This is a genomic window from Actinosynnema sp. NPDC050801 (assembly GCF_040673975.1).
GTDB lineage: Bacteria > Actinomycetota > Actinomycetes > Mycobacteriales > Pseudonocardiaceae > Actinosynnema.
Genome location: NZ_JBFAQZ010000036.1, coordinates 16,624 through 32,080, shown reverse-complemented (window position 1 = coordinate 32,080; position 15,457 = coordinate 16,624). Strand labels below are relative to the sequence as shown.

The window sequence follows — 15,457 nt, the reverse complement described above, 5'->3', positions numbered from 1 at the left end:
CGGTCATGGGCAGCGCCGGGCGCGGTGCCTACCGTGGGGTGCATGAGCGAAGCCTTGATCTTCGACGCGGTGCGCACACCGCGTGGCAGGGGAAAGCGCGGTTCGCTGCACAGCGTCAAGCCGATCACCCTGGCCTCCGGGGTGCTCGCGGCGCTGGCGCGGCGCAACGACCTGGACACCTCCGCCGTGGACGACGTGGTGTTCGGGGTCGTGTCACCGGTCGGCGAGCAGGGCGCGGACATCGCCCGCACGGCGGTGCTGGCGGCCGGGTGGGACCTGCGGCCCGCGGGCGTGCAGCTCAACCGGTTCTGCGCGTCGGGCCTGGAGTCGGTGAACCTGGCCGCGGCCAAGGTCGCGTCCGGGTTCGAGGACCTGGTGGTGGCGGGCGGCGTCGAGTCGATGTCGCGGGTGCCGATGGGCTCGGACGGCGGCGCGTGGATGGCCGACCCGGAGACCAACATGGCGGTCAACTTCGTGCCCCAGGGAGTGAGCGCGGACCTCATCGCCACGCTGGAGGGCTTCAGCCGCGAGGACGTGGACGCGTTCGCGTTGCGCTCGCAGCAGCGGGCCACGTCGGCGCGGGACAAGGGCTACTTCGACCGCTCGCTGGTGGCCGTGGTCGACCAGAACGGCTCGGTCGTGCTCGACCACGACGAGGCGATCCGCCCGGAGACCACGTTGGAGGGCCTGGGCAAGCTCAAGCCGAGCTTCGGGTTCCACGGCGACCTGGGCTTCGACGCGGTGGCCATCGACCGCTACCCCACCGTGGAGCGCATCGACCACGTCCACACGCCGGGCAACTCGTCGCAGATCGTGGACGGCGCGGCGGCGATGCTGATCGGCAACGCCCGCACCGGCCGGGAACTCGGCCTCACGCCCCGCGCGCGGATCATCGCGACCGCGATCATCGGCTCCGAGCCCACGATCATGCTGACCGGTCCCGCGCCGGCCGCGCGCAAGGCGTTGGACAAGGCCGGGCTGACCGTCGAGGACATCGACCTGTTCGAGATCAACGAGGCGTTCTCGTCGGTGGTGCTGAAGTTCCAGCGCGAGCTCGACCTGCCCGACGACAAGGTCAACGTCAACGGCGGCGCCATCGCGCTGGGCCACCCGCTCGGCGCGACCGGCTGCATGATCCTCGGCACCCTGCTCGACGAGCTGGAGCGCCGGGACCTGCGGCGGGGTCTGGCCACGCTGTGCGTGGGCGGCGGCATGGGCATCGCGACGATCATCGAGAGGGTCTGATGGCTATCCACTTCGAGCGGGACGACGAGGGGATCGTCACCCTCACGATGGACATGTCCGGCTCGGCGAACGTGATGAACGCCGAGTACCACCGGGACATGGGCGACGCGGTCGCGCGGCTGGAGGCGGAGCGCGACGACATCACGGGCGTGGTGCTGACGTCGGCCAAGAAGACGTTCTTCGCCGGTGGCGACCTGAACCTGCTGATCACGATCACGCCGGAGAACGCGGCCGAGGCGCTCGGGTTCCTGGAGGAGGTCAAGGGCCAGCTGCGGCGGTTGGAGCTGCTGGGCAAGCCGGTGGTCGCGGCGATCAACGGCAGCGCGCTGGGCGGCGGCCTGGAGATCGCGCTGGCGTGCCACCACCGGGTGGCGCTGGACGACGACCGGATCAAGCTCGGGCTGCCCGAGGCGACGCTCGGCCTGCTGCCCGGCGGTGGCGGCGTGACCCGGATGGTGCGGCTGCTGGGCGTGCAGCCCGCGTTGCCGCTGCTGATGGAGGGCAAGCAGCTGCGGCCGGCGCGGGCGTTGCAGGCCGGGATCGTGCACGAGCTGGCGTCCTCGCGGGAGGAGCTGATCGCCAAGGCGCGGGCGTGGATCAAGGACAACCCCGCGCCGCAGCAGCCGTGGGACAAGCCCGGGTACGCGGTGCCCGACGTGCGACCGGGCGACCCGAACCTGTACGGGCTGCTGGCCGCCGCGCCCGCCGTGCTGCGGAAGAAGACGCACGGCGCGTACCCGGCGCCGGAGAAGGTCCTGGCCGCCGCGGTCGAGGGCGCGTTGGTGGACTTCGACACCGCGTTGCGGATCGAGGCCCGGTACTTCGTGGAGCTGGCGTCGGGCCAGGTCTCCAAGAACATGATCAACACTTTCTGGTTCCAGCTCAACGAGATCAACGCGGGCGGGTCGCGGCCGTCCGGTGTCGAGCGGTCGAAGGTGACCAAGTTGGGCGTGCTGGGCGCGGGCATGATGGGCGCGGGCATCGCGGAGGTCAGCGCGAAGGCCGGGATCGAGGTCGTGCTGAAGGACGTCACGCTGGAGGCCGCGCGGCGCGGCGCCGGTGACACGCCGGGCATCACGCCGACCGACTCCGACGCCGACCTGGCGGGCTGCGACCTGGTCATCGAGGCGGTGTTCGAGAACCGGGAACTCAAGAACAAGGTGCTGCCGGCGGCCGAGTCCGCCGCGCTGCCGGGCGCGGTGATCGCGTCGAACACGTCGACGCTGCCGATCACCGGCCTGGCGTCGGCGGTGGGTGATCCCTCGCGGTTCATCGGGCTGCACTTCTTCTCGCCGGTGCCGAAGATGCGGCTGGTGGAGATCATCCGCGGCGAGAAGACGTCCGACGAGACGTTGGCGCGGGCGTTCGACTACGTGCTGCGGATCGGGAAGACGCCGATCGTGGTCAACGACAGCCGGGGGTTCTACACGTCGCGGACGTTCGGCACGTACGTGACCGAGGCCGTGTCGATGGTGGCGGAGGGCGTGTCGCCCGCGTTGATCGAGAACGTGGCTCGGCGGGCGGGCATGGCCGTGGGGCCGTTGGCCGTGTCCGACGAGGTCACGCTCACGCTCCAGCTGAAGATCCGCGACCAGACCTTGGCCGACGACCCGTCCGCGGCGGGCGCGCTGGGCGACCACCCGGCGTTCCGCGTGTTGGAGGAGCTGGTCGCCGGGGGGCGTACCGGCAAGTCCGGCGGTGCCGGGTTCTACGAGTACCCGGAGGGCGGCCGGAAGTTCCTGTGGCCGGGGCTGGCGCGGTACGCGCGGGCCGACGCGGGCGTGACCGAGCAGGACGTCGAGGACAGGTTGCTGTTCGTCCAGTCGTTGGAGACGGTCCGGTGCCTGGACGAGGGCGTGCTGACGTCGATCGGTGACGCGAACGTGGGCAGCGTGTTCGGCTTCGGGTTCGCGCCGTGGAGCGGCGGCACGGTCCAGTTCGTCAACTCCTACGGCTTGACGGAGTTCGTGGAGCGCGCCGACTACCTGGCCGACACCTACGGCGAGCGCTTCCGCCCTCCCGCCTCCCTCCGCGACCGCGCCACCCACAACACCCCCTTCTAACCCCCGCGCGAGTCGAACCTCCAGGTCCCGCGAGTCCTACCTCCAGAACGCGCGTGTCCTACCTTCGGAACGTGCGTGTCCTACGTTCAGGTACCCCGAGTTCAACGCTCAGGACGGCCACCCGTGTTCTGAGCGTTGAACTCGGGTGTTCTGAACGTAGGACACGCGGGACCTGAACGTAGGACACGCGGGCGTTGGAGGTTCGACTCGCGCGAGGTCAGGCGGTGCGGCGGGTTCGGGTGGGGAAAGCGGTGGTGAGGTCGGCGCGTCGGGTCACGCCGTTGACGGTCACGGCGATCGTCACCCGGCCCGGGCGCAGCGCGGTCAGGGCCCCTGTTTCCGGGTCGAGCCACGCCACGTGCCACGGCCGCAGGCCGGGTGCCGGACCCACGTGCAGGTTCGGCGAACCGGACCAGTCCGCGGTCACCGGGTACGCGACCGGGACCTGGCGCGAACCCTGGGTGATCGACGCGGTCACCCTGGTCGGGCCGCCGACGCGGGTGGTGGGCTCGGCGGTCAGGGTGAGGGCGTCCACGTGGGGACGGATCTCGGCGGCCAGCCAGGAGTCGCCGAGGCGCGGGTCGACGCCCAGCAGCGTCCACCCGGTGAAGCCGCCCCGACCCGCCTCTCCCGCGGGCGCCTTGCCCGAGTTGCCGTTGACCAGGTACGGCACGCCGTCCACCCGCGAGGCGTGGAACAGGCCCACGTGCGCACCGATGAACGCCGCGCCCTTGCCGGTCGTGCGCCGGAACTCCGCCAACCAGTCCTCGACCACGTCGGCCTCCATCCGGTCGGCCAGCTGGCTCCCCTTGGTCGGCGTCGGGTCGCGCGGCGGGTGGTGCTCCACCACCACGACCGAGTGCGCGGAACCGTGGTCGCGCAACGCGTCGCGCAGCATCACGGCCTGGTCGAACCCGCCGCCGCGCACCGTGCCGGTGGACGAGTCCAGCAGCACGAACCGGGTGCCCTTGTGGTCGAAGACCCGGTTGGTGGCGCCGAACTCGCGCCGGAAGTTGTCGACCGTGCCCGGTCCCATGATCTCGTGGTTGCCCGGCACGTAGTACCAGGGCAGCTCGTCGCCCAGCTCCTCGGTCAGCACCCGACGCGCCAACGCCAGGTCCGCGGGTGACGCCTCGTCCACGAAATCGCCGTTCACCATGAGGAAGTCCGGCCGCTGCGCCTTGACCTCGCGCAACGTCCGCCGCGCCGCACGCACCAGCTCGCTGTCCGGGGCGCGCGCCACGAACTGCGCGTCGGACATCACCGCGAACCGCCACGGCCGGTCGGCCACCGTGCCGTCCCGCACCACGAACCGGTCCGCGGGCTCCTCCACCACCGGCAGCTCCACCGCGGGCGGCACCTCGGCCACGATGTCGTCCACGATCACCTCACCGGTGTACTGCCGGTCCGCTGTGGTCTCGATCGTGTAGAACCTGTTCACCCGCAAGGGGAATGCGAGTCCGGACGGCACCGGCACCTCCAGGTAACGCCACCCCGTCCAGGTGATGTACGGCCCGTAGAGCGAACGGCTGAGCCCGGACGAGTCGGTGACGGTGAACGCGGTCCACTCACCGCGCCCGTGCCCGTACACCCACGCGCCCAGCGCCAGCGGCTGCCCCGGCACCTCGATCGGCCGGGGCGGGATCGCGTACGCCGTCCGCGTGCCGGTCGACCGCGAGAAGTCGTACGACATCCGCAGGCCCGCCCCGGTGTGCCCCTCGGACACCGGCGCCACCGAGCCGGACCCGCGCGCCGAGCCGAACGTCCACGCCGCGCCGTCGTCGAACCCGGCGAGCAACCGCTCCTCCACCCCCACGGTCACCGGCACCCGCACCACGTGCGCCCCGACCCGCGCCTCGACCGTCGTCGCACCCGGCCGCACCGCCGTGACCAGCAGCGCGCCGTCGGCCTCCGGCACGACGTCGATCACCGAGCGGTCGTAGTGCAGCACGACGTCCGCGGGCTCGACCGGCGCGGTGAACCCCTCGGCGTCCCGCCCGACCACGCCGAACGAGGTCGTGCCGCCCACCTCGGGCAGGCTCACCCTGCTCGTGGTCGTCGACAGCCCGGCCAACGGGCCCAGCACGGTCAGCTCCACCTCGCCGGTCACGCCGCCGCGGTGCGCCACGGCCTTCGTGGTGCCGGGCCGGTGGGCGTGGAACACACCGTCGGGATCGACCCGCCCCACGTCGGCACGGGCCGTCCGCCACCGGTGCGCGTCGTCCCGCGCCGGGCCGTACGTCTCGTCGTGCCCGTCGGCCACCAACCGCCGGGTCAGGCCGGGGAACACCCGCTCCGGGTGACCGCCGGGCACGGTGCCCGACCCCGGCGCGGCGCGCGGGTCGATCGCCGTCCGCACCCAGAAGCCGGTGAGCGAGCCGCTGCCGGCGGGCGCGTACAGCGCCAACCCGTTGGGCACGGGCCGCTCGCCGCCGTCGGACGGCGTGTTCTCCACGACCACCGACTCCGCGCCGGGCGTGCGGGCCACCAGGGTGGACGACCCGCCGCCGTCGAGGTTGAGGGCGTTGTGCGCCCCCATCTCCAGCAGGATCGCGGCCACGTCCTTGAGGTTCAGCCCGAGCAGGTACGCGCCCTGCCTGCCGTCCACGGTGAGCAGGAACATCTTCTTGCCGTCGGCCGAGAACCCGACCGCCGTGCGGGGGTGCAGCGGGTCGGCGGGCGCGACGACCTCGCCGTCCTTGATCAGCAACTGGTTCCCGCCGATCGCGGCACGGAGCGCGCTGCCGTCGTCGGCCTTGGTCGTGTGCTCCACGGCGACCCGCTGTCCCACCGCCAGCGTGGCGAGCGCGTCGGCGCCCGCCTCCCGGCCCACGAGCACCTGGCCGTCCGCGGGGACCGGGTCGTCACCAGCCCGGTCACGCCGCTCGGTGACCACGCCCGCCCGCAGCACGACCTCGGTCACGCGGGAGGCGCCCGCCACCGCCCGCGCCCGGCTGTAGGAGCCCCAGATCGGGTCGAACAGGCCGATGCCGCCGGCCTCGACGGCGGCGCTGTTGAGCTGGTGCAACCGGATCGAGGTGCCGTCCTCGCGGGTGATCCGACCGTCGAAGAACACCTCCATCACCCGGCCGACGCCCGCCGCGTCGAGGCCGACCGCGCGCCGGTGCCCGGCGACCGGCGACTTGACCGTGCGGCCGTCCTGGACGCCCACGCCGCGTGGCGCGTCGGAGTTGTCGATGTCGAAGAAGTCGCCGTTGACGGCGGCCACCGCGCGGGTCCGGTCCGCCTGCGCGGACAGCGGTTCGGCGGCGGCGACCCGGCCGGGGTGCAGGTAGTCGACCCTCGTGCCGGCGGTGAGGTCGACGGTGAGCGCGTCGCCGCGGATCCACCCACCCGCGCCGCCCGGCTCGTACCAGTCGAACGAGCTCAGCGACACGCCCGGCGCGACCGGGCGGGTGGTGCGGGCGGTCTCGATGCGGCGGGCGGGGTCGACGGCGGGCGCGACCGCGACACCCGGCAGGTCGACCGGGGACGGTGGTGGCGGCTCGGCGCGTGCCGCCGGCGTGGCCACCGACAGGGCGAGGACCAGCACCGAGGCCAGGGCGGTGGAGCGAGGGCGTGGGAACACGGGCACTCCCGCAGGGTGGGTGAGGAACTTACGCACTGCAAGTCCACCGTGTTGACGATTCGCCGGACACGCCCGTTCGGCCGCAGTTGTCGACCCGGCCGGCCGCCCGGCGGGATCAGCCGACAGCCCCGCCCCGGTAGGCGCCGGGGCTGGCGCCCGTCCACCGCTTGAACGCCCGGTGGAACGCGCTCGCCTCGGAGAAGCCCAGCCGCAGCGCCAGCTCCTCCACCGACTCGCCACCGCGCACCAGGCTGGCCACCGCCTGGTCGCGCAACAACTGCTCGCGCACCTCGCGGAACGACGTGCCCTCGGCCGCCAGCTTCCGCCGCAGGGTCGGCGCGCTCATCCCCAGCCGCGCGGCCACGTTCTCCAGGCCCACCACCCCGCCGCCGAGCATCCGCCGCACCTGGCTGGACGCGTCCGCGCCGTAATCGCGCCGGGACAGCAATTCGGCGGGAGAATTGCGCAGAAACCGCCGTAATGCGGATTCGTCCTGCACCACGGGCATCCGCAGGAACCGCGCGTCGAAAGTCAACGTCGTGGCGGGTGCGGAGAACCGCAGCGGCGCGCCGAAGATCAGGTGGTATTCCGCGCCGTGCGATGGTTCGGGATAGGACAGGTCGACCCCGCGCAACGGGATCCGGCGCCCGATCAGCCACGACGAGAACCGGTGCCACAGCACCAGCAGCGACTCGACCAGGAACCGGTCCGGGTCGTCCACCCCCGTCGTGGACAGGGTGAACACCGCCGCGCCGTGCTGCTCGCCCAGGGTCATCGCGGGCCGCACGTCGAACAGCTCGTAGAACGCGAGGCCGCGCCGGAGGGCGTCCTCCAGGGACGCGCAGTGCACCGCGAGCAGGCACATCGTCGGGAACGTCCCGCGCTTGCTCGGCCGCGGCCCCAGGCCCATGAACTCGTCGTCCAGCACGTCCCACAGCGTCTGGACGAGCCGGGTGTACTGGGCGGGCGTGACCCGGGCGCGCTCGTCGGCCAGCAGGGCCTCACCGATGCCCGCGGCCGCCAGGAGCCCGGTCACGTCGACGCCACGCCGCACCGCGCCACGCAGCGCCGCGTTCACGTAGTGGATGGCGATGGTCCTGGTGAGCATCACTCACAGTGTGCACGACCGTCACAGCGGGCCGTGAGCGGCGGCGCGGAACGGGGAGAGAAAGCGCCGCGCCGCCGCCACGGTGGCCCACCCCAGTGAGCCGGCTCCTCGTCGATGGGGCATCCGCCCGCCCACCAACGAGGGACGTTGTGGTGCTCACTACTCTAGGTGGTCTAGACCAGATACGTCAATACGTCGAAAAGGCTATATATGGCACAGACCATTGCGCATTTGTTTCACCTATGTGTCAGCCCTGTTCCAGGGGTGCTACCCCGAAACCCTCGGAAAACCTCTCGCACCAGATCACGACGCTGCGGACCGCCGTGAGGTCCACTCCGGCGGGCACGTCGTAGACCTGGTTGCCCCGATTGGCCTTGAGCTTGCCCAACTTCGTGAAACCGGAGCCGAAGGCCGCCTCGGGCGCGTCCGCGGGTTTGTCCGAGAGGTACACGTAGAGGTCCGGGCCGTCGCTGGTGTCCAGCGCCTCGAACTGCACCGCCCGCTTGCCGTCGGCCAACTGGACCAACGTGGCGCTGCCCGTGGTGGCGTAGTCGAGGGAGCGGAACGGTCCTGCGGCCAACGCGACCGGACCGGCGGGCGGTGGCGGCGGCGTCGTCGTCGTGGTGGCCGAGGCCGCCGCCGGTGCGCTCGTCGTCGCGGCCGAGGTCGTCGGCGGCGGCACGAGCAGCGCCTCGTCGGCGGTCCGGTCGGTGACCAGCCGCCACGGCTGGAACAGGTACAACCCCACCGCCAGGGCGACCACCAGCACGCCCGCCACCCCGACCACCACTACCCGCTTGGACATCGCATGCCTTCCGGAGTCGTCTCGTTCACGGACAACTCTGGCGAATCGGGCGGCCGGACGCGGCCGAAATCGGCTTACGAAGTTCTGACGCCTCGCAGGCCCGCGTTGTTAGGGTCGCCGGGTGGGTGAACGGGCCGGGTTGGCGATCGTGTGCGCGCTGATGGTGGGCTGCGCCGCGTTCGGCCCCTTCCCGCACCCGGTGCCGCTGCTGTTCGCGATCGCCGCGGTCGGTGCGGCCAACGCCGCGTTCCCGCTGATGCGCACGTTCGGGTCGGCCCTGCTCGGCGGGGTCGCGGCGGCCAGCATCGGGCTGGCCTCCGTGCCGTTCGTGACCTGCTCCTCGGACAAGTTCACGGAAGTGTTCACCTGTACAGGTGACGCACCCACCTGGCACATGACCGGCGCGGTGCTGGTGGCCGGCCTGTCCGGCGCCGGGCTGGTGCTGGCCCGGGTGCTGGGCACGGCGGTGCTGGAACGCAGGCTCACGGCCACGCAGGCCCGGGGCGAGCGCCGATGACGGTGACCTGGCGGCAGGTGGCGGCCTGGCGCACCCGCAGGCACGGCCTGGACGCCCGTCGACCGGCCGCCGAGGCGCTGGACGTCGTCTCGCGGCTCTGCGGGCTGCACGCGCAGCTGATGTCGTCCGCCGAGGCCACGTTGCGCGCACGCGTGGACGACCTGGCCGACGACGCCGTGGAACGGGCGTTGTGGGTCGACCGCACGCTGGTCAAGACCTGGTCGATGCGCGGGACCCTGCACCTGCTGCCCGCCGCCGAGTACCCGCTGTGGCAGGCCGGCTTCGCCACCTACCGGCACTACCTCAAGCCCGTGTGGCTGCGGAACTTCCACATCACCGCCGAGGAGCTGACCGCGCTGGTCGACGCGGTCGGCGACGTCCTGGCGGACCGCGTGCTCACCCGCGCCGAACTGGCCGACGAGGTCGCCGCGCGCACGTCGGCGCACATCGGCGAGAAGCTGCGCGAGAGCTGGGGCGCGTACCTCAAGCCCGCGTCGTTCCGGGGCAGGCTCGTCTTCGGGCCCGGTGAGGGGCAGCTCGTCCGGTTCACCGCGCCGCGGACGTGGCTGGGGGTCGACCTGGCGGACGACGACGGCGCGGTCGAGCGGGTGGCGCTGCGGTTCCTGGCCCAGCAGGGGCCCGCGACCAGGGAGGACTTCGCGCGCTGGTGGGGCGTGCAGCCGGCGGAGGGCGGCCGGGTGCTCAAGGCGCTCGGCGACCGGGTCGAGCCGCTGGACGTCGAGGGCACGGCCTGCTGGGCGCGGGCCGAGGACGTCGAGGGCTTGCGCGCGGCGGAGCCGGTCGAGACGGTCCGGCTGCTGCCCGCGTTCGACCAGTACGTCGTCGCGGCGACACGGCAAGCCACGCACTTTCTCGATGGAGGGACGCCTGAACAAGTGTACCGACCGCAGGGATGGCTGTCCCCGGTACTCCTGGTGAACGGGATGATGGCCGGCGTCTGGTCGCAGGAGCGCCGGGGTCGACGGACGGCCGTCACCGTGCGACCGTTCCGCTCGTTGTCCGCTGCGGCGCGGAAAGCCGTGCTCGACGAAGTGGACCGGCTGGGCGACCGGGCCGAGGTGCACTGGGCCGAGTAGGACGGGTCCGACGGGCGGTACTGTTCAGCCGCTCACCGTTGCGCCACAAGCGCGTTCTGTAAGGAGGCTTGCTGTGCGGGTGCTGTGGGCCACGTGCGGCTTGGCCGTGGCGGCGTCGGCGCTGACGGGTGTTCTCCTCGGGGTGTACCTCGACGGGGTGAACGACGACCAGCAGGCCGACACCCCGGCCTCGACGTGGATCACCGGTCGGCCGGCTACCGGCGGCGGCATCAGCTCCACCACGCCGCCGAGCGCCGTCACCACGGACGCCATCTCGTCGCCGCCGAGCTCGACCACCGCGGTCCGGACCACCACGACGACGACGCCACCGGCCGCGCCGCCGCCACCGCCGGAGAGCCCGCCGCAGACGCCGCCCCCGACGACCACGACGACGACCGTGCGCAACACCGAGTGGCCGTGCAGCCCGCTCAACCCGCTGCCGCCACCGCACTGCCGGGACTGACCCGCGCGCGGCAAGCCTCAACGTCGCCGAAACGCCCGCGTCCCCTCCCGGCAACGTCCGTCGAGCAGCCTGGGGCCATGGACACCACACCGAAGACCTGGCGACTGCGGGTCGAGCTGGACGACAGTCCCGGCGCCCTGGCTCGGGTGACCATCCGGCTCGCGGACCAGGACTGCAACGTGCTGGCCCTGTCCGTGCTGCCGGTACCCGGCGGCGTCATCGACGAGCTCGTGGTCCAGGCGGGGCCGGGCCTGCTGCCCGCGGACCTGGTGGACGCGGTGCGCGCGGAGGGCGGCCGCTGCGTCGGCATCACCGCCGCCGACCTGCACGACCTGGTCGACGCACCGACGGCGGCCTTGCGCGCGGCCGGGCACGCGCTGCACGACCCCGACGCCGTGTCCGACGCGCTGCGCACCGTGCTGGCGGCCGACTCGGTGGTGGCCGTGACCGAGGAGGGCGCGACGCCGGAGGCGGCGCAAGCCAACACCGCGCGACTGGTGACCCGTGACGGTGCGGTGTTCCTGGCGCGACGCGGCTGGGCCCCCTTCACGCAGGTGGAGCTGGCCCGCGGGCAGGTGTTGATCGACCTGCTCGCCGCCCGCGGCGCGGCGGAGCCGCGGCCGACCGCGCTGCTGACCGAGGACGGCATGGCGCTGGTGCTGCGGCCCGGCCGCGCGGACGACGAGGACGCGGTCGCCGACCTGCACTCCCGCTGCTCGATGGGCACCCTGTTCCACCGCTACCACGCCGGTGTGCGGACGGTGCCCAGGCGTTGGCTGCACCGGCTCCTGAGCCCGCCGCGCGGCAGCACGATGGTGGCCCAGTGCGCGGACCGGGTGGTCGCGATGGGGCAGCTCATCCCGATGTCCACTCCGGACAGCGCCGAGGTGTCGTTGCTGGTGGAGGACGGTTGGCAGGGTCGTGGCGTGGGCACCGCGCTGCTCCGCTCGCTGGCCGGCGCGGCCCGGGCGGACGGGCGGCGCGAGCTGGTCGGCTGGTGCCTGCCCGCCGAGACCGGACTGGTCCGCACCGCGGCCCGCGCCGGGCTGCCGACGTCGGTGCGGCGGGAGGACGGGCTGCTGCGGGTGTCGATCGCCACCGAGCACCCGCGGGTCACCGCTCCGGGTCGTCTTGAGAGCGCTTCCCGGCAGGTCGCCTCCGGCTAAGCTGGGTTCGTAGGCGATCGTCGAGGAGTGGTGCTCGTGTCGGTTCAATCGCACTCAGGCGCGAGGCCCACGCTGGAGGACGTGGCGGCGAAGGCCGGCGTCTCCCGTGCGACGGCGTCGCGGGTGCTCAACGCGTCGCCCAGGGTGAGCCCGGAGGCGCACGAGGCGGTCACGGCGGCGGTGATGGAGTTGGGCTACCAACCGAACCAGGCCGCGCGGGCGCTCGTGACGAGGCGTTCCGGCGCGGTGGCCGTGGTGTTCTCCGAGCCCGAGCCGAAGATCTTCGACGACCCGCACTTCGCCTGGCTGATCCGGTCCGCGGCACGGTCGCTGGCCGACGCGGACGTGCAGATGGTGCTGATGCTGGTGCACTCGACGCAGGACCAGGCGCGGGCCGAGCGGTTCCTCGCGGGCGGGCACGTGGACGGCGCGTTGCTGTTCGCACCGCACAAGGGCGACCAGCTGCCGACGGTGGCCCGCAAGCTGCCGCTGCCGGTGGTGTACGCGGGTCGGCCGTGGGGCTCGCTGCGCGGCCTGCACACCGTGGACCACGACAACGAGGGCGGCGGCCTGCTGGCCACCGAGCACCTGATCTCGTTGGGGCGCAAGAAGGTCGTGTCGGTGACCGGGCCGCTGGACGAGCACTCGGCGATGGACCGGCTGGCCGGGTGGCGCACGGCGGTCGGCGCGGACGACGAGACCACCGCGGTGATGACGGCCGACGGCGGCTTCTCCCGCGAGGGCGGGAGGAAGGCCATGGAGGCGTTGCTGGCCAGGGTACCCGACCTGGACGCGGCGTTCGTGGCGTCCGACCACATGGCGGCGGGCGTGCTGGACGCGTTGCGCGAGGCGGGCAAGCGGGTGCCGCAGGACGTGGCCATCGTGGGGTTCGACGACCACCCGATGATCGCGCCGCACACCACCCCGTCGTTGACCAGCGTGCGGCAGGACACCAGCGCCCAGGTCCGCCACATGGTGACCCACCTGCTGCGACTGCTGCGCGGCGAGTCCATCCGGGCCCGGCGCGAGGTGCTGCCCACGGTGCTGGTCCGGCGCGAGTCCGCGTAGTCGCCGCCGTGCGCGAACCGGGTCGGTCGGGGGCCGCACCGGCGAGCGGCCCCCGACCGACGCGTCACGGCAGGTCGTAGCCGGTGGCCGGGACGGCGTTGGCGCCGATCACCCGGGCCAGCGTCCGACCGCTCCGCTTCACCGTGCGCACCTGCGTGTCGTAGTCGACGTGCACGATGCCGAACCGCTGGCTGTAGCCGGCCGCCCACTCGAAGTTGTCCAGCAGCGACCACGCGAAGTACCCGCGCACGTCGACACCGGCGCCGATGGCCTCGTGCACCGCGCGCAGGTGGTCGACCAGGTACCGGGTGCGCGCCTCGTCCACCACCTGGCCGTCCTCGACCACGTCCGGGAACGCCGAGCCGTTCTCGGTGATCACCAGCGGCAGGCCGACGTCGCGCTGGAGGCGTTCCAGCAGCTCGGTGAGCCCGCGCGCGTCGACCTCCCAACCGAACCCGGTCACCTCGCCGCGCGGCGGCAGGAACTCCACGCCCCGCAGGCCGGGGAACGGCCCGCCGCTCACCACCAGCGGGTCGGCCGCGGCGGCGACGCGGGTCGGGCTGTAGTAGTTCACGCCCATCCAGTCGATCGGCGTGGCGATCACGTCCAGGTCGTCGTCGCGCACCACGGCCGTCCAGTCGCCCAGCCACGCCGTGTCCTCGACCACGTCCGCCGGGTAGCCGCGGCCGCCCAGCGGGTCGAGGAACAGGCGGTTCTGCAGGCCGTCGACCTTGCGGGCGGCGTCGAGCGAGGCGTCGTCGTCCACCCACACCGAGCAGAAGTTCAGCACGATGGAGAACCGGTGGTCGGCGGGCGCCTGCGCGCGCATCGCCCGCACCGCCAGCCCGTGGCCGAGCATGAGGTGGTGCGCGGCCTCCAGCGACGCCTTCGGGTCCACCACGCCGGGCGCGTGGATGCCGGTGGCGTACCCGAGGAACGCCGAGCACCACGGCTCGTTCAACGTGGTCCACAGCTTCACCCGGTCGGCCAGGTGCTCGTGCGCCACGGCGGCGTACTCGGCGAACCGGTACGCGGTGTCGCGGTCGCGCCACCCGCCGCGGTCCTCCAGCGCCTGCGGCAGGTCCCAGTGGTACAGCGTGGCGACCGGCTGGATGCCCCGGCCGAGCAGCTCGTCCACCAGCCGGTCGTAGAACGCGAGCCCCCTCGGCTCCACCCGACCCGAGCCGAGCGGCTGGATGCGCGGCCACGCCAGGGAGAACCGGTACGCGCCGAGTCCCAGCTCCGACATCAGCTCGACGTCGGCCGGGTAGCGGTGGTAGTGGTCGCACGCCGGGTCGCCGGTGTCACCGCCGAGCACCGCACCCGGCGTCGCCGCGAACGTGTCCCAAATGGACGGCCCACGACCGTCCACAGTGGTCGCACCCTCGATCTGGAAGGACGCCGTCGCCGCTCCCCACAGGAAATCCGGTGGGAAGCGCAGCAGGTCCCGCCCGACCTCGGTGTCCGGGTCGGTTGTCGTCATCTACGAGTTCACCCCTTCACAGCGCCCTGCATGATCCCGCCGACGATCTGCCGCGCCAGCAGGAGGAAGATCCCCACCACCGGCAGCACCGCGAGCGACGCGCCGGACAGCATGAGCGAGTAGTCCGTGTAGTAACCGCTCGCCAAGGTCGACAATGCCACCTGCACCGTGGGGCTGTCATTGGGGTCGAGCACGATCAGCGGCCAGAAGAAGTCGTTCCACGCGGTCATGAACGTGAACATGCCCATCACCGCGGCCTGGGGGCGCACCGCCGGGAACGCCACGTGCCAGAACGTGCGCAGCACCGAGCACCCGTCCACCCGGGCCGCCTCGATCAGCTCGAAGGGCACGGACTCCTCGCACGCCTGCCGCATCCAGAACACCGAGAACGCGCCGATCAGCGCGGGCACGACCACCGCCTGGAGCGTGCCGTACCAGTCCAGGTCCGACATCAGCATGTACAGCGGGATGACACCCAACTGGGTGGGCACCATCGACGTGCCCACCACGACCAGGAACAGCGAGTTGCCGCCCCGGAAGCGCAACCGGGCGAACGCGAACCCGGCCAGGGTGCCCAGCACGACGTTGCTGATCGCCACCGTGCCCGCCACCACCAACGAGTTCTGCATGGCGAGCCAGAAGTCGACGGTGTCGAACACCCGGGTCAGGTTGGCCACCAGGTTCCCGCCGGGCACGAGGGACGGCATCGCGTCGCCGAGCGCGGAGTTGTCCTTGCTGGCGATCAGGAACGAGTAGTACAGCGGGAAGATCGACGCGAGCAGCACGACCACGAGCAGCGCGTAGGTGAACGGCCCGGCCTTGACCGACCGCTTGGACCTCGTCGCGGACACCG

General features: G+C 72.6%; 12 protein-coding genes. 7 read left to right on the top strand and 5 right to left on the bottom strand.

Going from position 1 to position 15,457, the window contains the following annotated elements:
* Positions 1-42 precede the first annotated feature (42 nt).
* Both AB0K14_RS38850 and AB0K14_RS38845 read left to right on the top strand, forming a co-directional pair.
* A complete protein-coding gene (locus AB0K14_RS38850) occupies positions 43-1,245 on the top strand; it encodes an acetyl-CoA C-acetyltransferase (protein ID WP_360464996.1) in 1,203 nt (400 codons plus the stop codon).
* Positions 1,245-3,308, top strand: coding sequence for a 3-hydroxyacyl-CoA dehydrogenase NAD-binding domain-containing protein (locus AB0K14_RS38845; protein ID WP_360464998.1), 2,064 nt, complete (start codon positions 1,245-1,247; stop codon positions 3,306-3,308). Before AB0K14_RS38850 ends, AB0K14_RS38845 begins: the two co-directional genes overlap by 1 nt.
* A gap of 217 nt (positions 3,309-3,525) precedes the next feature.
* On the opposite strand, the gene AB0K14_RS38840 is transcribed toward AB0K14_RS38845, so the two are convergent.
* The 3 genes from AB0K14_RS38840 to AB0K14_RS38830 all read right to left on the bottom strand — a co-directional run bounded on the left by AB0K14_RS38840 (position 3,526) and on the right by AB0K14_RS38830 (position 8,810).
* Positions 3,526-6,897, bottom strand: a complete 3,372-nt coding sequence (locus AB0K14_RS38840) for a phosphodiester glycosidase family protein (RefSeq protein WP_360464802.1) — start codon at positions 6,895-6,897, stop codon at positions 3,526-3,528.
* 115 nt (positions 6,898-7,012) lie between these two features.
* Positions 7,013-8,005 (bottom strand): AraC family transcriptional regulator, encoded by a 993-nt coding sequence (locus AB0K14_RS38835; protein ID WP_360464799.1) that lies wholly within the window; start codon positions 8,003-8,005, stop codon positions 7,013-7,015.
* A gap of 247 nt (positions 8,006-8,252) precedes the next feature.
* The gene (locus AB0K14_RS38830; protein ID WP_360464796.1) at positions 8,253-8,810 is read right to left on the bottom strand and encodes a DM13 domain-containing protein; all 558 of its coding nucleotides are present in this window, start codon (positions 8,808-8,810) and stop codon (positions 8,253-8,255) included.
* Positions 8,811-8,931: 121 nt separating this feature from the next.
* On the opposite strand from AB0K14_RS38830, the gene AB0K14_RS38825 reads away from it, so the two are divergent.
* From AB0K14_RS38825 to AB0K14_RS38805, 5 genes are all read left to right on the top strand, one after another.
* On the top strand, positions 8,932-9,327 hold the full coding sequence (locus tag AB0K14_RS38825; RefSeq protein WP_360464793.1) for a hypothetical protein: 396 nt from the start codon (positions 8,932-8,934) through the stop codon (positions 9,325-9,327).
* Complete coding sequence (locus AB0K14_RS38820; RefSeq protein ID WP_360464790.1) at positions 9,324-10,424, top strand: winged helix DNA-binding domain-containing protein; 1,101 nt, start codon at positions 9,324-9,326, stop codon at positions 10,422-10,424. Before AB0K14_RS38825 ends, AB0K14_RS38820 begins: the two co-directional genes overlap by 4 nt.
* Positions 10,425-10,497: 73 nt before the next feature.
* Entirely contained in the window at positions 10,498-10,887 is a 390-nt protein-coding gene (locus AB0K14_RS38815; protein WP_360464787.1) for a hypothetical protein, read from the top strand.
* A 77-nt stretch (positions 10,888-10,964) separates the two neighbouring features.
* The gene (locus tag AB0K14_RS38810; protein ID WP_360464784.1) at positions 10,965-12,053 is read left to right on the top strand and encodes a GNAT family N-acetyltransferase; all 1,089 of its coding nucleotides are present in this window, start codon (positions 10,965-10,967) and stop codon (positions 12,051-12,053) included.
* 81 nt (positions 12,054-12,134) lie between these two features.
* The gene (locus AB0K14_RS38805; protein ID WP_360464782.1) at positions 12,135-13,121 is read left to right on the top strand and encodes a LacI family DNA-binding transcriptional regulator; all 987 of its coding nucleotides are present in this window, start codon (positions 12,135-12,137) and stop codon (positions 13,119-13,121) included.
* 64 nt (positions 13,122-13,185) lie between these two features.
* Here the strand turns inward: AB0K14_RS38805 and AB0K14_RS38800 are convergent, their stop codons facing one another.
* Entirely contained in the window at positions 13,186-14,604 is a 1,419-nt protein-coding gene (locus AB0K14_RS38800; RefSeq protein WP_360464780.1) for a GH1 family beta-glucosidase, read from the bottom strand.
* Positions 14,605-14,612: 8 nt separating this feature from the next.
* The gene (locus AB0K14_RS38795; protein ID WP_360464777.1) at positions 14,613-15,455 is read right to left on the bottom strand and encodes a carbohydrate ABC transporter permease; all 843 of its coding nucleotides are present in this window, start codon (positions 15,453-15,455) and stop codon (positions 14,613-14,615) included.
* Positions 15,456-15,457: the final 2 nt, after the last annotated feature.

Excerpts from the sequence above, each read along its gene's own strand:
- AB0K14_RS38850 (WP_360464996.1), top strand. The coding sequence starts at position 43 with ATGAGCGAAGCCTTGATCTTCGACGCGGTGCGCACACCGCGTGGCAGG.
- AB0K14_RS38845 (WP_360464998.1), top strand. The coding sequence starts at position 1,245 with ATGGCTATCCACTTCGAGCGGGACGACGAGGGGATCGTCACCCTCACG.
- AB0K14_RS38835 (WP_360464799.1), bottom strand. The coding sequence starts at position 8,005 with ATGCTCACCAGGACCATCGCCATCCACTACGTGAACGCGGCGCTGCGT.
- AB0K14_RS38830 (WP_360464796.1), bottom strand. The coding sequence starts at position 8,810 with ATGTCCAAGCGGGTAGTGGTGGTCGGGGTGGCGGGCGTGCTGGTGGTC.
- AB0K14_RS38820 (WP_360464790.1), top strand. The coding sequence starts at position 9,324 with ATGACGGTGACCTGGCGGCAGGTGGCGGCCTGGCGCACCCGCAGGCAC.
- AB0K14_RS38810 (WP_360464784.1), top strand. The coding sequence starts at position 10,965 with ATGGACACCACACCGAAGACCTGGCGACTGCGGGTCGAGCTGGACGAC.
- AB0K14_RS38800 (WP_360464780.1), bottom strand. The coding sequence starts at position 14,604 with ATGACGACAACCGACCCGGACACCGAGGTCGGGCGGGACCTGCTGCGC.